The organism is Enterobacter sp. 342 (assembly GCF_036663495.1).
GTDB lineage: Bacteria > Pseudomonadota > Gammaproteobacteria > Enterobacterales > Enterobacteriaceae > Enterobacter.
This window is the reverse complement of sequence record NZ_JAWUEI010000042.1, coordinates 1-22,388: the sequence shown is the minus strand read 5'-3', so window position 1 is coordinate 22,388 and position 22,388 is coordinate 1. Positions and strand designations below refer to the sequence as shown.

Genomic DNA, 22,388 nt, shown 5'->3' with positions numbered 1-22,388 from the left:
TGCAGTTCCTTAAGCGTCATGGCCTCAGTGTAACACTACTCATACTCGGCCCGACACATTGCCACGGTATCTTCTATCAGCCGACGCGCCACCGTACCTGGCGGCGGTAACAGAGGTAAATCGTCATACCGATACCAGTTCGCTTCCAGTAACTCTTTCTGGTCGATGACGATTTCCCCGCTATCGTATTCGGCCATAAATGCCGTCATCAGTGACTGGGGGAACGGCCATGGCTGAGAGGTAACATAGCGCAGGTTCTTCACTTTAATCCCGCTCTCCTCCATCACTTCGCGCGCCACCGCCTGCTCCAGCGTTTCGCCCACTTCGACAAACCCGGCCAGCACAGTGTGAATGCCGTTACGGTGACGGGTATGTTGCGCCAGCAGGATGGAATCCTCGCGACGGATAGCGACGATAATGCACGGCGCGATCTGCGGATAGTAGCGTTCACGGCAGTGACTGCAGAGCATCGCCCACTCGGTTTTGCTCGGGTGCATGGTATGCCCGCAGTAACCGCAGTATTTATGCGAACGATAAAACTCCGCCAGCTGTACGCCACGGCCCGCCAGCTGGAACAGCCCCACATCCAGATCCAGCACCTGACGAACAGATCCCATGTCCTGACGGCGAGCTTGCTGGACCATCCACACGGGATCACCCTGCCACTCGCCGATCTTCAGTGCGGGCAGACCAACAAGGTCGAAGGTCTCTGCAGCACCATAGGGAATTTCCCCGACGGGGAGCCATAATTTTTGTTCGTGACTGACGATCCACCAACCAAGATCTGATTTTTCAATAATACGATCCATATCTATTGCACTACCTTCGCTTCACTGACATGTTGTTAGCATCGTGGTTACATTTTGGATAAGCAGATTCAATTCTAAACTTTGCGGAGTCGAACATGTTAAACCAGCTAGAAAGCCTGACTGAGCGCGTTAGAGGAAGTAACAAACTGGTGGATCGCTGGCTACATGTGCGCAAGCATCTACTCGTGGCTTATTACAATCTGGTCGGTATTAAGCCTGGCAAAGAATCGTTTATGCGTCTGAATGAAAAAGCGCTGGATGATTTTTGTCAGAGCCTGGTCGACTACCTATCCGACGGCCATTTCAATATTTATGAACGCATTATCCGCGAAATGGAAGGGACGACACCGTATTTAGCGGCCAGCAAACTCTACCCGCTGCTGGAAGCCAACACCCAGCAGATCATGGACTACTACGATTCCACACTTGAGAATGCGATCGATCACGATAACTATCTTGAGTTTCAGCAGGCACTTTCCGACCTTGGCGAAGCGCTGGAAGAGCGATTCACACTGGAAGATAAGCTGATCACCCTCGTGCTGGATAGCAATCTCAGTGCCAGCAACGAAGATAACATCGCGCGCCCTGCTTGAGTTCTTAATCGTTAACGAGTAATTTACAAACATTCGCCCCTCTCACGAGGGGGATTTTTCTTGTCGGAGTGCCCAGCGTTTGCAAAAACGCGGGCTGAGACCGTTAATTCGGGATCCGCGGAACCTGATCAGGTTAATACCTGCGAAGGGAACAAGAGTCACACTGCTGTTGAATCGCCTGCGGGCGATCTTCTCTTGCTTCATCCGTCGTCTGACAAGCCATGTCCTTCACTTTTGGAATGAGCTATGTCTACCACTAAACTGACCCGCCGCGAACAGCGCGCACACGCCCAACACTTCATTGATACCCTGGAAGGCACCGCTTTCCCGAACTCTAAACGCATCTACATCACCGGCTCTCAGGCGGATATCCGCGTGCCGATGCGTGAAATTCAGCTTAGCCCAACACTTATCGGCGGCAGCAAAGATAACCCGCAGTATGAAGACAACGAAGCTGTTCCGGTGTATGACACCTCCGGCCCATACGGTGACCCTGAAATTGCGATCAACGTTCAGAAAGGCCTGGCTAAACTGCGCCAGCCGTGGATCGACGCCCGTCAGGACAGCGAAGAGCTAAACGAGCAAAGTTCCGCCTACACCAAAGAGCGCCTGGCCGACGACGGTCTGGACGAGCTGCGCTTCACCGGCCTTCTGACACCGAAGCGAGCTAAAGCAGGCAAATGCGTGACCCAACTGCACTACGCTCGTCAGGGGATCGTCACCCCCGAAATGGAGTTCATCGCCATTCGCGAAAACATGGGCCGTGAGCGCATCCGTAGCGAAATTCTGCGCCACCAGCATCCGGGAGAAGGTTTTGGCGCTCGCCTGCCGGAAAACATTACGCCGGAATTTGTGCGTGATGAAGTCGCCGCTGGCCGCGCGATTATCCCTGCCAACATCAATCACCCGGAATCTGAGCCAATGATTATCGGCCGTAATTTCCTGGTGAAGGTCAACGCTAACATCGGTAACTCTGCTGTTACTTCCTCCATCGAAGAAGAGGTGGAAAAACTGGTCTGGTCGACGCGCTGGGGTGCGGACACGGTGATGGATCTCTCTACTGGCCGTTATATTCACGAAACCCGCGAATGGATCCTGCGTAACAGCCCGGTACCAATCGGGACGGTGCCTGTGTATCAGGCACTGGAGAAGGTAAATGGCATTGCCGAAGATCTTACCTGGGAAGCGTTCCGCGACACGTTACTGGAACAGGCTGAGCAGGGCGTGGACTACTTCACTATTCACGCAGGTGTACTACTGCGCTACGTGCCGATGACGGCGAAACGTCTGACCGGTATTGTCTCACGCGGCGGTTCCATCATGGCGAAGTGGTGTCTCTCCCATCATCAGGAAAACTTCCTCTACGAACATTTCCGTGAAATCTGCGAAATCTGCGCGGCTTACGATGTCTCCCTGTCGCTGGGCGACGGCCTGCGTCCTGGCTCCATCCGAGATGCCAATGACGAAGCGCAGTTTGCCGAACTGCACACGCTGGGCGAACTGACCAAAATCGCCTGGGAATATGACGTACAGGTGATGATTGAAGGCCCGGGACATGTGCCAATGCAGATGATCCGTCGCAACATGACCGAAGAGCTGGAGCACTGCCACGAAGCACCGTTCTACACCCTCGGGCCATTGACCACCGATATCGCGCCGGGCTACGACCACTTCACGTCGGGGATTGGTGCAGCGATGATCGGCTGGTTCGGCTGCGCCATGCTCTGCTACGTCACGCCGAAAGAGCACCTCGGCCTGCCGAACAAAGAGGACGTGAAGCAGGGTCTGATCACCTACAAAATTGCCGCTCACGCAGCCGATCTGGCGAAAGGCCACCCGGGAGCGCAAATCCGTGATAACGCCATGTCGAAAGCACGCTTCGAATTCCGCTGGGAAGATCAGTTCAACCTGGCGCTCGATCCGTTCACTGCCCGCGCCTATCACGACGAAACACTGCCGCAGGAATCGGGCAAGGTGGCACACTTCTGCTCCATGTGCGGGCCGAAATTCTGCTCGATGAAAATCAGCCAGGAGGTACGTGACTACGCCGCCACGCAAACCATCGAAGTGGGCATGGCGGATATGTCAGAAACCTTCCGCGCCAAAGGTGGTGAAATCTACCTCAAAAAAGAGGAGGCGTAATGTACCAGCCCGATTTCCCACCAGTGCCCTTCCGTTTAGGGCTCTATCCGGTGGTGGACAGCGTGGAATGGATAGAGCGCCTGCTTGCGGCGGGCGTTCGCACAATCCAGCTACGCATTAAAGATAAACACGATGAAGAGGTAGAGGCGGATGTGGTTTCTGCCATCGCGCTGGGGCGTCGCTATGATGCTCGCTTGTTTATCAACGACTACTGGCGACTGGCGATCAAACACCAGGCTTATGGCGTGCATCTGGGTCAGGAAGACCTTGAGACGACCGATCTCAATGCGATCCGCGACGCAGGGTTGCGTCTGGGGGTGTCAACGCATGACGATATGGAAATCGACGTCGCGCTGACCGCCCGCCCCTCTTACATCGCTCTCGGCCACGTCTTCCCGACCCAAACCAAGCAGATGCCCTCTGCACCGCAAGGTCTGACGCAGCTGGCGAGTCATGTTGAACGCCTTGCCGATTACCCCACCGTTGCCATCGGCGGTATCAGCCTTGAACGTGCCCCGGTGGTGCTGGAGACCGGCGTCGGCAGCATTGCCGTCGTCAGCGCCATTACCCAGGCCGCAGACTGGCAGTCGGCCACTGAGCAGCTGTTACAGCTGGCAGGAGCAGGCGATGAATGATCGTGATTTTATGCGCTACAGCCGTCAGCTTCTGCTCGAGGATATCGCCATTGACGGGCAGCAAAAGCTGCTCGCCAGCCGGGTTCTGATTGTGGGTCTGGGCGGGTTAGGAGCCCCTGCCGCGCTCTATCTGGCAGGGGCGGGCGTCGGCACGCTGGTACTGGCCGATGACGACGACGTTCACCTCAGCAACCTGCAACGGCAAATTCTCTTTACCACCGAGGATATTAACCAGCCTAAAGCGCAAATCACCCGCCAGCGGCTGAACCAGCTTAACCCGGACATCGAACTGATTGCCCTACAGCAACGGCTCAGCGGTGAAAGCCTGCAACGTGAAGTTGCCCTGGCCGACGTGGTGCTGGACTGCACCGACAATATGGCGACGCGTCAGGCAATCAACGCCGCCTGCGTGGCAAATAATACACCGCTTATCACCGCCAGCGCGGTGGGTTTCGGCGGGCAGATGATGGTCCTGACTCCGCCGTGGTCACAGGGCTGCTATCGCTGCCTGTGGCCGGATGATGCCGAGCCAACGCGCAACTGCCGGACGGCAGGCATTCTTGGTCCGGTGGTCGGTGTAATGGGCACAATGCAGGCGCTGGAAGCCATCAAGCTGCTCAGCGGCATGGAGACGGAACGCAATACGCTGCGCTTGTTTGATGCCCGCACCAGCGGCTGGAGGCAGCTGGCGCTTCACCGTGCCAACCACTGCCCGGTATGCGGAGGCCACAATGCGCATTCTGTTTAACGATGAGCCGATGAGCTGCGACGACGGGCTTACCGTTGCCGTTTTGCTCGATAAATTACGTCAGCTTAAACCAGGTACGGCGCTGGCGCTCAATCAACAGATCCTGCCGCGCGAGCAGTGGGAGCTTCAGCAGGTCAATGAAGGTGATCAGATCCTGCTGTTTCAGGTTATCGCAGGGGGCTGAGATGTTACGTATTGCCGATAAAGTCTTTGATTCACATCTGTTTACCGGAACTGGAAAATTCGCCTCTCCACAGCTGATGGTGGAGGCCATCCGGGAAAGCGGCAGCCAGCTGGTGACGCTGGCCATGAAGCGCGTGGACCTGCGTCACCACAGCGATGCCATTCTGGCACCTTTACTGGAAGCAGGCGTTACGCTGCTACCCAATACGTCCGGTGCGAAAACGGCCGAGGAGGCGATTTTTGCCGCACAACTGGCGCGAGAAGCGCTCGGCACCCACTGGCTGAAGCTGGAAATTCACCCGGATGCCCGCTGGCTGCTACCTGACCCTATCGAAACGCTGAAAGCAGCCGAAAAACTGGTTCAGCAAGGGTTTATCGTTCTGCCTTACTGCGGAGCCGACCCCGTACTGTGCAAGCGTCTGGAAGAGGTCGGCTGTGCCGCCGTCATGCCGCTGGGTGCCCCTATCGGCTCCAATCAGGGACTGGAAACCCGCGCGATGCTTGAAATCATTATTGAGCAAGCTACCGTGCCAGTCGTTGTGGATGCGGGCATTGGCGTGCCCAGCCATGCTGCGCAGGCGCTGGAGATGGGTGCAGACGCTGTGCTGGTGAATACGGCCATCGCGGTGGCTGACGATCCAGTCATGATGGCGCGTGCGTTCCGCATGGCCGTAGAAGCCGGTGTGCTGGCAAGGGAGTCTGGCCCCGGCTCACGCAGTCTTCAGGCTCAGGCCACCAGCCCGTTGACCGGTTTTCTGGAGGCAATCTCATGAGCACGTTTACCGAGCGCTGGCGGCAGCTTAACTGGGACGACATTGCCCTGCGCATCAACAGCAAAACGGCTGCTGACGTGGAGCGAGCATTAAATGCCCGTCACCTCACCCGCGAGGATTTGATGGCCCTGCTCTCCCCGGCAGCCAGCGCATATCTTGAACCGATGGCACAGCGTGCTCAGAGGCTGACACGCCAGCGCTTTGGCAACACGGTGAGTTTTTACGTCCCGCTTTACCTCTCTAACCTGTGCGCCAATGACTGCACCTATTGCGGCTTCTCCATGAGCAACCGCATCAAGCGGAAAACGCTCGATGAGAGTGAAATTGCACGTGAGTGTGCGGCCATTCGTGAAATGGGCTTTGAGCATCTTCTGCTGGTCACGGGTGAACATCAGGGGAAAGTGGGAATGGACTATTTTCGTCAGCACCTCCCCGCCATTCGTCGTCAGTTTGCCTCTTTGCAAATGGAAGTGCAGCCCCTGTCGCAGGATGAATACGCAGAGTTAAAAACGCTCGGGCTGGACGGCGTCATGGTCTATCAGGAAACCTACCACGAGGCGACATATGCCCGACATCACCTCAAGGGAAAGAAACAGGACTTCTTTTTCCGGCTGGAGACACCGGACAGACTGGGACGCGCCGGGATCGACAAAATCGGTCTTGGGGCGCTGATCGGGCTATCGGATAGCTGGCGGGTAGATTGCTACATGGTGGCAGAACATCTGCTATGGCTCCAGCAACGCTACTGGCAGAGCCGTTACTCTATCTCCTTCCCCCGGCTGCGACCTTGCACGGGAGGGGTTGAACCGGCTTCTCTGATGGATGAGCGTCAACTGGTGCAAACCATCTGTGCGTTCCGCCTGCTTGCTCCGGAGGTTGAGTTATCTCTCTCAACGCGCGAGTCCCCGGCGTTTCGCGATCGCGTGATCCCACTTGCGATCAACAACGTTAGCGCATTTTCCAAAACGCAGCCTGGCGGCTACGCCGACGACCATCCTGAGCTGGAGCAGTTTGCACCACATGACGGGCGACGTCCGGAAGCAGTCGCTGCCGCTCTGTCTGAACAGGGTCTACAGCCAGTCTGGAAAGACTGGGATAGCTGGCTGGGAAGAGCCTCGCAATTGCGTTGAAACGCACCGCAACCCGGGAAAAAATTGTCGAGACGCTTCGGAGAGTTACAACCGGATGATTGTCAGCAATCGTCCGGTTTTTTATTGTCTCAGGGCCAGCAACGGACGCTGGCCAGGGCGAAAAGCTTCTTCCTCGTTTCGCCCTGCCTCAGTCTGAATCCAGAATGTTCATAGGTATTTTCTTAGTGATTCTTAATATAAATCATCTCGTCTGAAACCGTACATCGTATAATTCACAGCCAATCGCAGGACAGCGACTATGCTGAGAGGATATCGGCAGACAAAAAGCATTCACCATCAGGATCGATGTACAACACATGGCACTTCACAGCAAAAAACTCTCTTTCACCCGGCCAATTATGCTCAGCTTCGCGGGGATCCTGTGCAGTTTTGTGCTGATCGCAGTCGCAGTGACGCTTTCGCAACGAAAGGATTTTCTTGAGGATTATCACAAGATTAATAGCAATTTCACGCATAACCTGGCAGTGAATTACACCGAATCTATCCTGCGCGAAAATGACTATATCCTTGGCCGTTCCGCAATGTACTTCGCGCGCGATGACAAGCTAAACGAGACGTTAAACGTCAACCCAACACAGGGACTGCAGATGATGATGTATTTGCAGAACCTGATGCCGACCGTATCCTCTATTTCGCTGGCCGACACGCAGGGGAATTATCTGCGAGCACCGGAAGTGCTCCCTACGGATAAGAGCAAAACTTTCGATCCCCGAACTCGGCCGTGGTTTGTCGCCCAGGCGGAAGCCAGTATCTTCAGCCACTATACTAGCCCCTATATGGACTACTTCACTGGCCATCCGACGGTAACACTCTATAAGCCCTTGATTTCACCTGAAGGCAGACTGAAGGGAACCATCGCTTTTGATCTCGATTTGACGTCAATGGGCTATACCCTGCGTCAGATGGTAGCTCCCGTTCAGGGGGAATTCTTTATCGTCGAACGCGACGGTGCTGTGGTGCTGCACCCGGATACCGGCGCGCTCTTCAAAAAGTACGTGAGCGAAGCGCTGATGGACAAAATGACCAGCGGCGAAGGCCATATTTACGACAAGAAAAGTAACGCCTGGTATTACTATTACTCGTTTACCAACCCGGACTGGTTTGTTATCTACCGGGTATCGGGGGCAACGCTCACCGATATCACTCGCCACGAAACAACGATTGTTGGCTGGGGGTTTGCCCTGGCGGCTATCATCATCATTCTCTTTGGTTTATATCTGCGCCATGCATCGCGTACCGTGCTGATGCACATTATCAATGCAATCAAAACCGGTGATGTCGGCCAGGTTCCACGTCTGGAAGCGATGCTGAGCCACACTATCCAGTCCAATAAAGAGCGCGAAATGGCGTATGTGCGCCAGGCAACGCACGATGCACTGACGGGCTGCAAAAACCGCCGCGCATTCGATAGCGATGTGGCGGAACTGATGGATGCACACCAGCCTTTTGCAATGGCACTGGTGGACATTGATAACTTCAAGTCGATTAACGATACGCTGGGCCACTTGACCGGTGATATCGTCCTGCGCAGCGTGGCCCGCGAAGGGATCCAGATAATGCAGCCACATCACGTCTCGGTTTACCGTTATGGTGGGGAAGAATTCGCGGTAGTCTTCCAGGCTGAACAGATTGCTTCCGCACTTTCATTACTTGAGGCGTGGCGTACCGCCGTTGAAAAACGCGTCTGGCGAGAAGAAAACCTGCGGGTAACGTTCAGTGGTGGTCTGGGAGAATGGCACCACGAACCGCTGGAGCAATTTGTAGGGAGCATTGATAACGCGCTCTACGGCGCGAAGCAGCAGGGAAAAAATCGCATTATCCGCACGTCCATCAGCTAATCCTCACCTGTCACCTTGCCCGTTTCGGCGGGCAAGCTGCTCACCAATGCAAAATTGTAACCGGTTTCAGAAAATCATCGGTTTCTTTGTGATGCCTCACACACAATCACGGTAAAGCGGTTGTTGAAGCGTTCTTCACGGGATAATTATCAATAAACACATGTAGATCGAGGCTGATTATGAAGAACATCGTTTTATGCTGTGCAGCGGGAATGTCAACCAGCATGCTGGTTCAACGTATGAAAGACGCCGCACAGAAAAAAGGGGTTGAAGTCACCATTAAAGCCGTTCCGGTTGCGGAGTTTAAAGACAATATCGCGACGGCCGATATCGTATTGCTGGGGCCACAGGTTAAATACGAGCAGGCTAAACTTCAGGCACAGGCCGACCCGCTGGGTAAACAGGTCGCGGTAATCGACATGATGGATTACGGCATGATGAAAGGCGAGGCCGTACTGGAAAAAGCGCTCAAACTGCTGGAGTCATAATGGAAGACTTAGAAACCACAATCATGGAACTGCTGGTCAACGCAGGTGCGGCACGCAGTGCTGCCCTTACGGCGTTGCAGATGGCACGTAAAGGTGACTTTGCCGAAGCCGAAAAGGCGATGGAAGAGTCGCGCGAATATGTGAAGCATGCGCACACGATTCAGACACAGCTTATTGGTCTTGATGAAGGTACCGGGAAGCTGCCGGTTAACCTGATCACCGTCCATTCGCAGGATCACCTGATGAACGCGATGGTCATTCAGGACCTGGCGGGCGATATGATAGAGCTGTACCGTCGGCTACCGCTGATTAACTGAAAAAAAAGATATAAAAAAACCCGCCGAAGCGGGTTTTTTATTAGCTGAATCAACGATTACTCGTTGTCGGAACCACCCAGACCTGCGTTCAGCAGTTCTGCCAGGCTCGCGGATGCATCTTCAGCAGTGACCTGCGGTGCAGCTGGCAGTTCGCCCGCAGCACGACGACGCATACGATCCTGATGGTACGCATAACCGGTACCAGCCGGGATCAGACGACCCACGATAACGTTCTCTTTCAGACCGCGCAGTTCATCACGTTTACCTGCAACAGCCGCTTCGGTCAGGACACGCGTAGTTTCCTGGAACGATGCTGCAGAGATGAAGGACTCGGTTGCCAGAGACGCTTTGGTGATACCCAGCAGATCACGTGCGAAGGTCGCACCGATTTTGCCGTTCGCTTCCAGATCGCGGTTAGCGATCTTAACGCGAGAGTATTCAACCTGCTCGCCTTCCAGGAACTCAGAGCTACCTGCGTTTTCGATGGTTGCTTTACGCAGCATCTGACGAACGATAACTTCGATGTGTTTATCGTTAATCTTAACGCCCTGCAGACGGTATACGTCCTGTACTTCGTTAACGATGTAACGAGTAACAGCATGCACACCACGCAGACGCAGGATATCGTGCGGCGCTTCTGGACCGTCGGAAACCACGTCACCACGTTCTACACGTTCACCTTCGAACACGTTGAGCTGACGCCACTTAGGAATCATCTCTTCGTACGGCTCGCTGCCATCTACTGGAGTGATAACCAGACGGCGTTTACCTTTGGTCTCTTTACCGAAGGAGATGATACCGCTGATTTCAGCCAGGATTGCCGGCTCTTTCGGACGACGTGCTTCGAACAGGTCCGCAACGCGTGGCAGACCACCGGTGATGTCCTTGGTACCGCCGGATTCCTGAGGAATACGCGCCAGGGTGTCACCAGAGCTGATCTGTACGCCATCTTCCAGCTGTACAATCGCTTTACCTGGCAGGAAGTACTGCGCAGGCATATCGGTACCAGGGATCAGAACGTCATTACCCTGAGCATCAACGATTTTCAGTGCAGGACGCAGGTCTTTACCACCAGTAGTACGCTCTGCAGAATCCAGAACCACCAGAGAAGACAGACCGGTCAGCTCATCAGTCTGACGAGTAATGGTCTGGCCGTCGATCATGTCAGTGAAGCGGATGAAACCACTTACTTCGGTGATAACTGGCATGGTGTGTGGATCCCAGTTTGCAACGGTTTCACCGCCGGCAACCTGCTCACCATCACCTTTCGCCATAACAGCACCATAAGGTACTTTATAGCTCTCTTTGGTACGACCGAATTCGTCGATCAGTTTCAGCTCGGTGTTACGAGAGGTGACAACCAGCTTGCCTGCGGAGTTAACAACAGACTTCGCGTTGCTGAGCTTGATACTACCTTTGTTTTTCACCTGGATGCTGGATTCAGCAGCCGCACGAGATGCCGCACCACCGATGTGGAACGTACGCATCGTCAGCTGTGTACCCGGTTCACCGATGGACTGTGCCGCGATAACACCGATTGCTTCACCTTTGTTGATGATGTGGCCACGCGCCAGGTCACGACCATAGCAGTGCGCACATACACCAAAGTCGGTGTCACAGGATACAACGGAACGTACTTTCACTGAGTCAACAGAGTTTGCTTCCAGCAGGTCACACCACTGTTCGTGCAGCAGCGTATTGCGTGGAACCAGAATGTCTGCAGTACCCGGCTTCAGAATGTCTTCCGCGGTTACACGACCCAGTACGCGATCGCGCAGTGGCTCTTTAACATCACCACCCTCGATAACCGGGGTCATGGTGATACCTTCGAGGGTGCCACAATCGTCTTCGGTCACAACCAGATCCTGCGCAACGTCAACCAGACGACGCGTCAGATAACCGGAGTTCGCTGTTTTCAGTGCGGTATCCGCCAGACCTTTACGAGCACCGTGAGTAGAGATGAAGTACTGGAGTACGTTCAGACCTTCACGGAAGTTCGCGGTGATTGGCGTTTCGATGATGGAGCCATCTGGCTTCGCCATCAGACCACGCATACCTGCCAGCTGACGAATCTGTGCAGCAGAACCACGCGCACCGGAGTCGGCCATCATGTAGATGCTGTTGAAGGAAACCTGCTGTTCTTCAACGCCGTCACGGTTAATCACGGTTTCGGTCTGCAGGTTATCCATCATCGCCTTGGATACACGATCGTTCGCCGCAGCCCAGATATCGATAACTTTGTTATAGCGTTCGCCCGCGGTTACCAGACCAGACTGGAACTGCTCCTGGATCTCAGCAACTTCGGCTTCCGCTTCAGAGATGATCTCGTGTTTCTTCTCTGGGATGACCATGTCATCAATACCAACAGATGCACCTGAACGCGCTGCATAAGCAAAGCCGGTGTACATTGTCTGGTCAGCGAAGATTACGGTCGGCTTCAGACCCAGAATGCGGTAACAGGTGTTCAGCATTTTGGAGATCGCTTTCTTGCCCAGCGCCTGGTTGACGATGGAGAAAGGCAGACCCTTCGGTACGATCATCCACAGAATGGCACGGCCAACAGTCGTGTCTTTCAGGCTGGTTTTCGCAACGAACTCGCCGTTTTCATCTTTTTCGTATTCGGTGATACGCACTTTAACGCGCGCATGCAGAGAGGCCAGGCCAGCGCGATAAATACGCTCAGCTTCTTTCGGGCCAGTCAGCACCATGCCTTCGCCTTTGGCGTTAACACAGTCACGGGTCATGTAGTACAGACCCAATACAACGTCCTGAGAAGGAACGATGATTGGCTCACCGTTCGCTGGAGACAGGATGTTGTTGGTAGACATCATCAGCGCACGCGCTTCCAGCTGGGCTTCCAGCGTCAGCGGTACGTGAACAGCCATCTGGTCACCATCGAAGTCGGCGTTATATGCCGCACAAACCAGCGGGTGCAGCTGGATAGCTTTACCTTCGATCAGTACTGGCTCAAATGCCTGGATACCCAGACGGTGCAGGGTTGGTGCACGGTTCAGCAGTACCGGGTGTTCGCGGATAACTTCGTCCAGGATATCCCAAACGACAGCTTCTTCACGCTCAACCATTTTCTTAGCGGCTTTGATGGTGGTGGCCAGGCCACGCAGCTCCAGCTTGCCGTAGATGAACGGTTTGAACAGCTCCAGTGCCATTTTCTTAGGCAGACCGCACTGATGCAGACGCAGGTATGGACCTACGGTGATTACAGAACGACCGGAGTAGTCAACACGCTTACCGAGCAGGTTCTGACGGAAACGACCCTGCTTACCTTTGATCATGTCGGCCAAAGATTTCAGAGGACGTTTGTTAGAACCGGTGATCGCACGACCGCGACGACCGTTATCCAGCAGGGCATCTACTGCTTCCTGCAGCATACGTTTTTCGTTGCGTACGATGATATCCGGTGCAGCCAGATCCAGCAGACGTTTCAGACGGTTGTTACGGTTAATGACGCGACGATACAGATCGTTCAGGTCAGAAGTCGCGAAACGACCACCATCCAGCGGAACCAGTGGACGCAGATCTGGCGGCAGAACCGGCAGAACGGTCAGGATCATCCACTCTGGTTTGTTACCAGACTGAACGAACGCTTCCAGCAGTTTGATACGCTTGGTCAGCTTTTTACGCTTGGTTTCGGAGTTGGTTTCGTTCAGCTCTTCACGCAGCTGCTCGCACTCTTGCTCCAGATCCATGCTCTTCAGCAGGGCCTGAATAGCTTCCGCACCCATCTTCGCGTCGAATTCGTCACCGAACTCTTCCAGCGCGTCCAGATACTGCTCTTCAGTCAGGATCTGGTGACGTTCCAGGTTCGTCATCCCGCCTTCGATAACCACATAAGATTCGAAGTACAGAACACGTTCGATATCGCGCAGCGGCATATCCAGCAGCAGACCGATACGGGACGGCAGAGATTTCAGGAACCAGATGTGAGCGGTTGGAGATGCCAGCTCGATGTGGCCCATGCGCTCACGGCGCACTTTGGTCTGGGTCACTTCAACGCCGCACTTCTCACAGATCACACCGCGGTGTTTCAGGCGCTTGTACTTACCGCACAGGCACTCGTAATCTTTTACTGGCCCGAAAATACGCGCACAGAAAAGGCCGTCACGCTCAGGTTTGAACGTACGGTAGTTGATGGTTTCCGGCTTTTTAACTTCACCGAACGACCATGAACGGATCATGTCTGGCGAAGCCAGAGCAATTTTGATCGCATCAAACTCTTCGGTTTTAGTCTGCGCTTTCAGAAACTTTAATAAATCTTTCACGGATTTGCTCCCGTCGGAGTTAGCACAATCCGGTGCCGGGGGTTAACCCGGCACCAGTGACCTGTTTGAGCGAGAATTACTCGTCTTCCAGTTCGATGTTGATACCCAGCGAACGAATCTCTTTCAACAGTACGTTGAAGGATTCTGGCATGCCCGGTTCCATCTGATGGTTGCCGTCCACGATGTTTTTATACATCTTGGTACGACCGTTCACGTCATCAGACTTAACGGTGAGCATTTCCTGCAGGGTGTATGCCGCGCCGTATGCTTCCAGCGCCCACACTTCCATCTCCCCGAAGCGCTGACCACCGAACTGTGCCTTACCACCCAGCGGCTGCTGAGTAACCAGGCTGTAAGAACCGGTAGAACGAGCGTGCATTTTGTCGTCGACCAGGTGGTTCAGTTTCAGCATGTACATGTAACCTACGGTTACTGGACGCTCGAACTGTTCACCGGTACGGCCGTCAAACAGCGTAATCTGACCAGACGTTGGCAGACCACCCAGTTGCAGCAGCTCTTTAATTTCAGCTTCTTTTGCACCGTCGAATACCGGCGTTGCAATTGGCATACCTTTGCGCAGGTTCTCTGCCAGACGCAGCACTTCTTCATCGCTGAAGGTGTTCAGGTCGACTTTCTGACGCACGTCGGTACCCAGATCGTAGGCACGCTGGATGAATTCGCGCAGTTTCGCGACTTCCTGCTGCTGTTTCAGCATGGCGTTAATCTTGTCGCCAATGCCTTTTGCAGCCATACCCAGGTGGGTTTCCAGAATCTGACCGATGTTCATACGAGACGGTACGCCCAGTGGGTTCAGTACGATATCTACCGGCGTACCGTTAGCATCGTGCGGCATATCTTCGATCGGGTTGATCTTAGAGATAACACCCTTGTTACCGTGACGACCTGCCATCTTATCACCAGGCTGGATCTGACGTTTAACAGCCAGATACACCTTAACAATCTTCAGCACGCCTGGTGCCAGATCGTCGCCCTGAGTGATTTTGCGGCGTTTCGCTTCGAGTTTTTTCTCGAACTCGTGTTTCAGTTCGTCATACTGCTCAGCCAGTTGTTCCAGCTGATTTTGTTTCTCTTCGTCGGTCAGGCCCAGTTCCAGCCAGCGATCGCGTGGCAGTTTGTCGAGCTTCTCAGCTTCAACGCCACCGGCAACCAGCACCGCATAAATACGGCTGAACAGACCTGCTTCGAGGATCTGCAGTTCTTCAGACAGGTCTTTCTTAGCCTGTTTGAGCTGCATCTCTTCGATTTCCAGCGCACGCTTATCTTTTTCAACACCATCACGGGTGAAGACCTGAACGTCGATAACCGTACCGGAAACACCGTTTGGTACGCGCAGAGAAGAGTCTTTAACGTCAGACGCTTTCTCACCGAAGATTGCACGCAGCAGTTTCTCTTCTGGCGTCAGCTGGGTTTCACCTTTCGGCGTTACCTTACCAACCAGAATGTCGCCGCCGGTCACTTCCGCACCGATGTAAACAATACCGGATTCATCCAGTTTAGAGAGCGCAGCTTCACCCACGTTAGGGATGTCAGCGGTGATCTCTTCTGGCCCCAGCTTGGTGTCACGGGACACACATGCCAGTTCCTGAATATGGATGGTGGTGAAACGATCTTCCTGAACCACACGCTCGGAGACGAGGATGGAGTCTTCGAAGTTGTAACCGTTCCACGGCATGAACGCTACGCGCATGTTCTGACCGAGCGCCAGTTCACCGAGGTCGGTGGACGGACCGTCTGCCAGCACGTCGCCGCGCTCAACTGGCTCACCCAGAGATACGCAAGGCATCTGGTTGATACAGGTGTTCTGGTTAGAACGGGTGTATTTGGTCAGGTTATAAATGTCGATACCTGCTTCGCCCGGGTACATCTCGTCTTCGTTAACTTTGATAACGATACGGGAGGCATCCACGTACTGAACAGTACCGCCACGTTTAGCAACCGCAGTAACACCGGAGTCAACGGCAACAGCACGTTCCATACCAGTACCAACCAGCGGCTTATCAGCACGCAGAGTTGGAACGGCCTGACGTTGCATGTTCGCACCCATCAATGCACGGTTGGCGTCATCGTGTTCCAGGAACGGGATCAGGGACGCACCGACGGATACCACCTGTTGGGTGGATACGTCCATGTAGTCAACCTGGTCGCGGCTGAACAAGCTGGATTCGCCTTTGCTACGGCAGGTAACCAGATCTTCTACAAAGTGGCCTTCGTCATCCAGGTTGGAGTTCGCCTGAGCGATAACGTAGTTGCCTTCTTCGATAGCAGACAGGTAATGAATCTCGTCGGTTACAACACCGTCGGTCACTTTACGGTACGGGGTCTCGAGGAAACCGTATTCGTTTGTCTGTGCGTACACGGACAGGGAGTTGATCAGACCGATGTTTGGACCTTCAGGCGTTTCGATTGGACATACGCGACCATAGTGAGTCGGGTGTACGTCTCGAACTTCGAAGCCTGCGCGTTCACGGGTCAGACCGCCTGGGCCGAGTGCAGAGATACGACGCTTGTGCGTGATCTCAGACAGCGGGTTGTTCTGGTCCATGAACTGAGACAGCTGGCTGGAACCGAAGAACTCTTTCACTGCTGCAGAGATCGGCTTGGCGTTGATCATATCCTGAGGCATCAGGGTATCCAGATCGCCCAGAGACAGACGCTCTTTCACCGCACGCTCTACACGTACCAGGCCAACGCGGAACTGGTTTTCCGCCATTTCGCCAACGGAACGGATACGACGGTTGCCGAGGTGGTCGATATCATCCACTTCGCCTTTACCGTTACGGATATCAATGAGCTTCTTCATCACTTCGATGATGTCGTCTTTGCTCAGGATACCGGAACCTTCGATCTCATCACGCAGCAGAGAACGGTTGAACTTCATACGACCAACCGCGGACAGATCGTAGCGGTCTTCGGAGAAGAACAGGTTCTCGAACAGGCTTTCAGCCGCTTCGCGAGTTGGTGGCTCACCAGGACGCATCATGCGGTAGATTTCAACCAGCGCACTCAGACGATCGGTCGTTGGGTCGACGCGGATAGTCTCAGAGATGTATGGACCGTGGTCCAGATCGTTGGTGAACAGCGTTTCGATACGTTTGTGGCCAGACTGGCTCAGCTTAGCCAGCAGATCCAGGCTCAGCTCCATGTTCGCTGGGCAGATCAGCTCGCCAGTTGATTCATCAACGTAATCTTTCGCGGCTACTTTTCCTGCAATGTACTCAACTGGAACTTCGATGTGTTTGATATCATCTTTTTCCAGCTGGCGGATGTGGCGCGCGGTGATACGGCGACCTTTTTCCACATACACTTTGCCGTCGGCTTCGATGTCGAACGACGCGGTCTCACCACGCAGACGTTCCGGCACCAGCTCCATCTGCAGCTTGTTGTCGCGGATTTCAAAGATCACTTTCTCAAAGAACAGGTCCAGGATCTGCTCAGTGGTATATTGCAGCGCACGCAGAATGATGGTTGCAGGCAGTTTACGACGACGGTCGATACGGACAAACAGGTTGTCTTTTGGATCGAACTCGAAGTCCAGCCATGAACCACGGTAAGGAATGATGCGCGCGTTATACAGTACTTTACCGGAAGAGTGTGTTTTACCTTTATCGCTGTCGAAGAAGACGCCCGGGCTACGATGCAGCTGGGAAACGATAACACGCTCAGTACCGTTGATGACGAAAGTACCGTTGTCTGTCATGAGTGGAATTTCACCCATATAGACTTCTTGTTCTTTAATGTCTTTTACGGTGCCTTCTGGCGCTTCGCGCTCATAGATCACCAGACGCAGTTTTACGCGCAGCGGTGCGGAATAGGTCACGCCACGGATCTGACATTCCTGAACGTCAAACACCGGCTCGCCAAGGCGATAGCTGACGTACTGCAGCTCGGAATTACCGCTGTAGCTCTGAATCGGGAACACGGAACGGAAGGCTGCTTCCAGACCGTACTGCCCTTCAGGATCTTGCTCGATAAACTTCTGGAACGAGTCAAGCTGGATAGAAAGGAGATATGGAATGTCCAGAACTTGTGGACGTTTACCAAAATCCTTACGAATACGTTTTTTCTCGGTATAGGAGTAAACCATAGGGTTCCTCAGCTCGCTGACAAGTCGACCCATCTGTCCGACGAAGGGACAGTTTGTGCAACACCATTTTGTGGACCGGAAAATTGAATACTTTCCGCAATACCTGTTGCTATCACGCTTAAACCATTTCGTTGCGATTTACACAGAGCGAGCACCCTGTCGCAATATATTAAGTCGTCGATAGAAACAAGCATTGTCAGGACAACCAGCAGTCAAACAGTGTGAAATGCTACTGATGCCTTACAGCGCAAAAAGGCTGGTGACTAAAAAGTCACCAGCCATCAGCCTAATTACTCAGGCTGCAACCAGAAAAGTTGGCTTATTTAACTTCAACTTCAGCGCCAGCTTCTTCCAGAGATTTTTTCAGTGCTTCTGCGTCGTCTTTGCTCACGCCTTCTTTCAGCGCAGCTGGAGCAGATTCTACCAGGTCTTTAGCTTCTTTCAGACCCAGGCCAGTTGCGCCACGTACTGCTTTGATAACAGCAACTTTGTTAGCGCCAGCAGCTTTCAGAATTACGTCGAATTCAGTTTTTTCTTCAGCAGCGTCAGCAGCTGGGCCAGCAGCAACAGCTACAGCGGCAGCAGCAGAAACACCGAATTTTTCTTCCATTGCAGAAATCAGTTCTACAACGTCCATTACGGACATAGCTGCAACTGCTTCAATGATTTGATCTTTAGTGATAGACATTTAAATTGTTCCTGAAAATCAGAATAAGTTTATACGTAAGCAAATGCTTTATAAAGACAACTGCGATTAAGCAGCTTCTTTCGCATCGCGAACAGCAGCCAGAGTGCGAACCAGTTTGCCAGCCGAAGCTTCTTTCATGGTTGCCATCAGGCGTGCAATTGCTTCTTCGTAGGTCGGCAGGGTTGCCAGGCGATCGATTTGCGATGCCGGGATCAACTCACCTTCAAAGGCTGCAGCTTTGACCTCAAATTTTGCATTCGCTTTCGCGAACTCTTTGAACAGACGAGCAGCAGCGCCCGGGTGTTCCATAGAGTATGCAATCAGGGTCGGACCAACAAACGTGTCTTTCAGGCACTCGAATGGAGTACCTTCAACTACGCGACGCAGCAGGGTGTTACGAACAACACGCATGTATACGCCAGCTTCACGACCTGCTTTACGCAGTTCAGTCATTTTGTCTACAGTAACGCCACGGGAATCCGCAACTACTGCAGACAGCGCGCCTTTGGCTACTTCGCTGACTTCAGCAACAATCGCTTGTTTGTCTTGAAGATTTAAAGCCATTAGCTTTGCTCCTGGATGTTTGCCGGAACTCATGTTCCGGAACTCACTTCACTCGACCCAACGGGAAGAGCGTCTAAATACGGTGAGCAGAAACAAGCCAGAGTATTCAAAAAATAATCTTAGCGTTCTGTCACCGTCTACGCAGGGGATTAAGTCTCTTACGAAACACCTGCGGTCTTCGACGGAGGCCTGGATAGGCCAGGCTCCAACGAACAAATCTTTTAGCCGCTAACTTTCGTTAGCAAACGTGGGGGTAAGATTGTAGACAAAATCACCGCCCACGTAAAGGCATTAGTTTGCAGCAGCGCTCAGGCCAGCCTGATCAACTGCAACACCTGCACCCATGGTGGTGGAGATGCTAACTTTCTTGATGTACACGCCTTTCGCCTGAGTTGGTTTTGCTTTTTTCAGCGCAACCAGCAGAGCTTCCAGGTTTTCTTTCAGTTTGTCAGCGTCGAAGTCCACTTTACCGATGGTGGTGTGGATGATGCCGTTTTTGTCGTTACGATAACGAACCTGACCTGCTTTAGCGTTCTTAACCGCTTCAGCAACGTTAGGAGTAACGGTACCCACTTTCGGGTTTGGCATCAGGCCGCGTGGACCCAGAACCTGGCCCAGCTGGCCAACAACGCGCATTGCATCTGGAGATGCAATAACAACGTCAAAGTTCATTTCGCCTTTCTTGATCTGGTCAGCCAGATCTTCCATACCTACCAGTTCAGCACCAGCAGCTTTAGCAGCTTCTGCGTTTGCACCCTGAGTAAATACAGCTACGCGAACGGAACGGCCAGTACCGTGTGGCAGTACAGTTGCACCACGAACGTTCTGATCAGATTTACGAGCATCGATGCCCAGGTTAACAGCAACGTCAACGCTTTCAACGAACTTAGCAGTAGCCAGTTCTTTCAGCAGAGCGATAGCTTCGTTGATGTCGTACTGTTTGGTCGCATCAACTTTGTCACGGATCACGGACATGCGCTTGGTCAGTTTAGCCATTTCTTAGTCCTCCACTACCAGGCCCATGGAACGTGCAGTACCTTCGATGGAGCGAGTCATCGCTTCAATGTCGGCACCAGTCATGTCGGCAGCTTTGGTCTGCGCGATTTCCTGCAGCTGAGCGCGGGAAATTTTACCCACTTTGTCTTTGTTCGGTTTACCGGAACCAGACTTGATACCAGCCGCTTTCTTCAGCAGAACAGCTGCTGGAGGGGTTTTGGTAACGAAAGTGAAAGAACGGTCAGCGTAAACAGTGATTACGACTGGGATTGGCAGACCTTTTTCCAGGGATTCAGTTTTTGCGTTGAACGCTTTACAGAATTCCATGATGTTCACACCCTGCTGACCCAGAGCTGGACCAACTGGTGGACTTGGGTTCGCCATACCAGCTGCAACCTGCAGCTTGACGTAGGCTTGTACTTTCTTAGCCATTCTAAAATCCTCTGATTGGGTGATAACGCCTCAGTAAGGCTCCCCGTGAATAAAATTCGTTTTACGGGCCGTGGCCCATAAAAACAAAAGGCGCGAAATTGTATTCCAATCTCGCGCCCTGTGCAACGATTAAATCGTCGCTTTTTTGATCGCTGCTTAGGCTTTTTCTACCTGGGCGAAGTCCAGTTCTACCGGGGTCGCACGACCGAAGATAGAAACAGAGACTTTCAGGCGGGACTTCTCGTAGTCCACTTCTTCAACCACGCCATTAAAGTCAGCAAACGGACCGTCATTAACACGAACCATTTCACCCGGTTCAAACAGCGTTTTCGGACGCGGCTTATCACCCACCTGCTGCAGGCGGTTCATAATCGCATCAACTTCTTTGTCGCTGATTGGCGCCGGACGGTCAGATGTGCCGCCGATAAAGCCCATCACGCGCGGTACGCTGCGCACAAGGTGCCAGCTCGCGTCGTTCATAACCATCTGGACCAGCACGTAACCCGGGAAGAATTTACGCTCGCTTTTGCGACGTTGGCCGCCACGGATCTCGACCACTTCTTCGGTCGGAACCATAACTTCGCCAAATAACTCTTCCATGTTGTGTAATTTGATATGCTCACGCAGCGACGTTGCTACGCGGCCTTCAAAACCGGAAAACGCCTGAACGACGTACCAGCGCTTTTTAGGGGCTTCAGACATCTCAGAACCTCAGGCCAGTGATAAAGGATACCAGGCGAACCAGAATACCATCCAGTCCCCACAGGATCAGTGACATTACAGCGGTAACCGCCGCTACGATCAGCGTGGTGTGCAATGTTTCCTGGCGAGTCGGCCAAATTACCTTGCGGACTTCGGTACGCGCTTCGCGAGCAAAAGCGACAGTCGCTTTGCCTTTCGTCGTCAACAGCGCGACACCACCCGCTGCAGCAATCAGAATTACCACTGCAAGCGCGCGTAGCGGCAGCATAATGTCACGATAAAGGTAGTTGCCGACAATCGCTACGATCAGCAGAACGGCTACCACTACCCATTTCATCGCTTCCAGGCCGCGCCCGCTCCCTTGAGCTTCGGTATTCGCACTCATAAACCAACCTGTCAGAAGTATTCTACAAACATTTTCACCCCGCGATCGCGAGGCAAACCAAATCGAAATGCTAATTCGCTTTTCGAATTATACGCTCTCTGCAGAGCCTGTCTCAGCAATGATTATGACAAAAATAATCACTGATGAGCCAGGTTCTGACGTGAAAGCGTGCAAAAAGGGCATCAAATGATGCCCTTTTATTGCGCATTGCGTCAAATGTTATCAGCAATTAGCCGAGAACTTTAGCAACCACGCCCGCGCCAACGGTACGGCCACCTTCACGGATTGCGAAACGCAGACCGTCGTCCATCGCGATTGGGTGGATCAGAGTCACAACCATCTTGATGTTGTCGCCTGGCATTACCATCTCTACGCCTTCTGGCAGTTCGATGGTACCGGTCACGTCAGTAGTACGGAAGTAGAACTGTGGACGGTAGCCTTTGAAGAACGGAGTATGACGGCCGCCTTCGTCTTTGGACAGGATGTACACTTCAGATTCGAACTTGGTGTGTGGCTTGATTGAGCCTGGCTTCGCCAGAACCTGACCACGTTCGATTTC

Annotated in this window: 19 protein-coding genes, 1 pseudogene and 1 riboswitch; of the genes and pseudogenes, 10 read left to right on the top strand and 10 right to left on the bottom strand. The window is 53.3% G+C overall.

What is annotated here, in order from left to right:
• Positions 1–35 precede the first annotated feature (35 nt).
• Positions 36–809 (bottom strand): NAD(+) diphosphatase, encoded by a 774-nt coding sequence (nudC, locus tag V6E55_RS22480; RefSeq protein ID WP_316943948.1) that lies wholly within the window; start codon positions 807–809, stop codon positions 36–38.
• 95 nt (positions 810–904) lie between these two features.
• Between nudC and rsd the strand changes: the two genes are divergently transcribed.
• The 10 genes from rsd to V6E55_RS22430 all read left to right on the top strand — a co-directional run bounded on the left by rsd (position 905) and on the right by V6E55_RS22430 (position 9,677).
• On the top strand, positions 905–1,402 hold the full coding sequence (gene rsd, locus V6E55_RS22475) for a sigma D regulator (protein WP_316943947.1): 498 nt from the start codon (positions 905–907) through the stop codon (positions 1,400–1,402).
• A 54-nt stretch (positions 1,403–1,456) separates the two neighbouring features.
• Positions 1,457–1,570: riboswitch (TPP riboswitch) on the top strand.
• Between the two features lie 78 nt (positions 1,571–1,648).
• The gene (gene thiC, locus V6E55_RS22470) at positions 1,649–3,544 is read left to right on the top strand and encodes a phosphomethylpyrimidine synthase ThiC (protein WP_114980108.1); all 1,896 of its coding nucleotides are present in this window, start codon (positions 1,649–1,651) and stop codon (positions 3,542–3,544) included.
• Positions 3,544–4,179: a thiamine phosphate synthase gene (thiE, locus tag V6E55_RS22465; protein WP_316943946.1), complete on the top strand. Its 636-nt coding sequence runs from the start codon at positions 3,544–3,546 to the stop codon at positions 4,177–4,179. Before thiC ends, thiE begins: the two co-directional genes overlap by 1 nt.
• Entirely contained in the window at positions 4,172–4,927 is a 756-nt protein-coding gene (gene thiF, locus V6E55_RS22460) for a thiazole biosynthesis adenylyltransferase ThiF (RefSeq protein WP_316943945.1), read from the top strand. Before thiE ends, thiF begins: the two co-directional genes overlap by 8 nt.
• On the top strand, positions 4,911–5,111 hold the full coding sequence (thiS, locus tag V6E55_RS22455) for a sulfur carrier protein ThiS (RefSeq protein ID WP_028018471.1): 201 nt from the start codon (positions 4,911–4,913) through the stop codon (positions 5,109–5,111). Before thiF ends, thiS begins: the two co-directional genes overlap by 17 nt.
• 1 nt (position 5,112) lies before the next feature.
• On the top strand, positions 5,113–5,883 hold the full coding sequence (gene thiG / locus V6E55_RS22450) for a thiazole synthase (RefSeq protein WP_316943944.1): 771 nt from the start codon (positions 5,113–5,115) through the stop codon (positions 5,881–5,883).
• Positions 5,880–7,013, top strand: a complete 1,134-nt coding sequence (gene thiH / locus V6E55_RS22445; RefSeq protein WP_129996922.1) for a 2-iminoacetate synthase ThiH — start codon at positions 5,880–5,882, stop codon at positions 7,011–7,013. The genes thiG and thiH overlap by 4 nt, the downstream gene beginning before the upstream one ends.
• A 317-nt stretch (positions 7,014–7,330) precedes the next feature.
• A complete protein-coding gene (locus V6E55_RS22440; protein WP_316943943.1) occupies positions 7,331–8,872 on the top strand; it encodes a sensor domain-containing diguanylate cyclase in 1,542 nt (513 codons plus the stop codon).
• Between the two features lie 179 nt (positions 8,873–9,051).
• The gene (locus tag V6E55_RS22435) at positions 9,052–9,360 is read left to right on the top strand and encodes a PTS sugar transporter subunit IIB (protein ID WP_114980102.1); all 309 of its coding nucleotides are present in this window, start codon (positions 9,052–9,054) and stop codon (positions 9,358–9,360) included.
• A complete protein-coding gene (locus tag V6E55_RS22430) occupies positions 9,360–9,677 on the top strand; it encodes a PTS lactose/cellobiose transporter subunit IIA (RefSeq protein WP_028018475.1) in 318 nt (105 codons plus the stop codon). The genes V6E55_RS22435 and V6E55_RS22430 overlap by 1 nt, the downstream gene beginning before the upstream one ends.
• A 56-nt stretch (positions 9,678–9,733) precedes the next feature.
• Here the strand turns inward: V6E55_RS22430 and rpoC are convergent, their stop codons facing one another.
• The 9 genes and pseudogenes from rpoC to tuf form a co-directional block, all read right to left on the bottom strand.
• Entirely contained in the window at positions 9,734–13,957 is a 4,224-nt protein-coding gene (rpoC, locus tag V6E55_RS22425; protein WP_028018476.1) for a DNA-directed RNA polymerase subunit beta', read from the bottom strand.
• A 76-nt stretch (positions 13,958–14,033) separates the two neighbouring features.
• On the bottom strand, positions 14,034–18,062 hold the full coding sequence (gene rpoB, locus V6E55_RS22420) for a DNA-directed RNA polymerase subunit beta (RefSeq protein ID WP_014882065.1): 4,029 nt from the start codon (positions 18,060–18,062) through the stop codon (positions 14,034–14,036).
• 319 nt (positions 18,063–18,381) lie between these two features.
• Positions 18,382–18,750, bottom strand: a complete 369-nt coding sequence (rplL, locus tag V6E55_RS22415) for a 50S ribosomal protein L7/L12 (RefSeq protein ID WP_014882064.1) — start codon at positions 18,748–18,750, stop codon at positions 18,382–18,384.
• A gap of 66 nt (positions 18,751–18,816) precedes the next feature.
• A complete protein-coding gene (rplJ, locus tag V6E55_RS22410) occupies positions 18,817–19,314 on the bottom strand; it encodes a 50S ribosomal protein L10 (RefSeq protein ID WP_004097644.1) in 498 nt (165 codons plus the stop codon).
• A 291-nt stretch (positions 19,315–19,605) separates the two neighbouring features.
• Positions 19,606–20,310, bottom strand: coding sequence for a 50S ribosomal protein L1 (gene rplA, locus V6E55_RS22405; protein WP_013095000.1), 705 nt, complete (start codon positions 20,308–20,310; stop codon positions 19,606–19,608).
• A 3-nt stretch (positions 20,311–20,313) separates the two neighbouring features.
• The gene (gene rplK / locus V6E55_RS22400; protein WP_008503452.1) at positions 20,314–20,742 is read right to left on the bottom strand and encodes a 50S ribosomal protein L11; all 429 of its coding nucleotides are present in this window, start codon (positions 20,740–20,742) and stop codon (positions 20,314–20,316) included.
• A 156-nt stretch (positions 20,743–20,898) separates the two neighbouring features.
• Complete coding sequence (gene nusG, locus V6E55_RS22395; protein ID WP_003862341.1) at positions 20,899–21,444, bottom strand: transcription termination/antitermination protein NusG; 546 nt, start codon at positions 21,442–21,444, stop codon at positions 20,899–20,901.
• A gap of 1 nt (position 21,445) precedes the next feature.
• Positions 21,446–21,829 (bottom strand): preprotein translocase subunit SecE, encoded by a 384-nt coding sequence (gene secE / locus V6E55_RS22390; protein WP_013094999.1) that lies wholly within the window; start codon positions 21,827–21,829, stop codon positions 21,446–21,448.
• Between the two features lie 229 nt (positions 21,830–22,058).
• A pseudogene (tuf, locus tag V6E55_RS22385) lies at positions 22,059–22,388 on the bottom strand (elongation factor Tu); the annotation flags it as partial.

Bases quoted from the DNA above. Each gene is read 5' to 3' on its own strand.
- nudC (WP_316943948.1), bottom strand. From the start codon at position 809: ATGGATCGTATTATTGAAAAATCAGATCTTGGTTGGTGGATCGTCAGT.
- rsd (WP_316943947.1), top strand. From the start codon at position 905: ATGTTAAACCAGCTAGAAAGCCTGACTGAGCGCGTTAGAGGAAGTAAC.
- thiC (WP_114980108.1), top strand. From the start codon at position 1,649: ATGTCTACCACTAAACTGACCCGCCGCGAACAGCGCGCACACGCCCAA.
- thiE (WP_316943946.1), top strand. From the start codon at position 3,544: ATGTACCAGCCCGATTTCCCACCAGTGCCCTTCCGTTTAGGGCTCTAT.
- thiF (WP_316943945.1), top strand. From the start codon at position 4,172: ATGAATGATCGTGATTTTATGCGCTACAGCCGTCAGCTTCTGCTCGAG.
- thiS (WP_028018471.1), top strand. From the start codon at position 4,911: ATGCGCATTCTGTTTAACGATGAGCCGATGAGCTGCGACGACGGGCTT.
- thiG (WP_316943944.1), top strand. From the start codon at position 5,113: ATGTTACGTATTGCCGATAAAGTCTTTGATTCACATCTGTTTACCGGA.
- thiH (WP_129996922.1), top strand. From the start codon at position 5,880: ATGAGCACGTTTACCGAGCGCTGGCGGCAGCTTAACTGGGACGACATT.
- V6E55_RS22440 (WP_316943943.1), top strand. From the start codon at position 7,331: ATGGCACTTCACAGCAAAAAACTCTCTTTCACCCGGCCAATTATGCTC.
- V6E55_RS22435 (WP_114980102.1), top strand. From the start codon at position 9,052: ATGAAGAACATCGTTTTATGCTGTGCAGCGGGAATGTCAACCAGCATG.
- V6E55_RS22430 (WP_028018475.1), top strand. From the start codon at position 9,360: ATGGAAGACTTAGAAACCACAATCATGGAACTGCTGGTCAACGCAGGT.
- rpoB (WP_014882065.1), bottom strand. From the start codon at position 18,062: ATGGTTTACTCCTATACCGAGAAAAAACGTATTCGTAAGGATTTTGGT.
- rplL (WP_014882064.1), bottom strand. From the start codon at position 18,750: ATGTCTATCACTAAAGATCAAATCATTGAAGCAGTTGCAGCTATGTCC.
- rplJ (WP_004097644.1), bottom strand. From the start codon at position 19,314: ATGGCTTTAAATCTTCAAGACAAACAAGCGATTGTTGCTGAAGTCAGC.
- rplA (WP_013095000.1), bottom strand. From the start codon at position 20,310: ATGGCTAAACTGACCAAGCGCATGTCCGTGATCCGTGACAAAGTTGAT.
- rplK (WP_008503452.1), bottom strand. From the start codon at position 20,742: ATGGCTAAGAAAGTACAAGCCTACGTCAAGCTGCAGGTTGCAGCTGGT.
- nusG (WP_003862341.1), bottom strand. From the start codon at position 21,444: ATGTCTGAAGCCCCTAAAAAGCGCTGGTACGTCGTTCAGGCGTTTTCC.
- secE (WP_013094999.1), bottom strand. From the start codon at position 21,829: ATGAGTGCGAATACCGAAGCTCAAGGGAGCGGGCGCGGCCTGGAAGCG.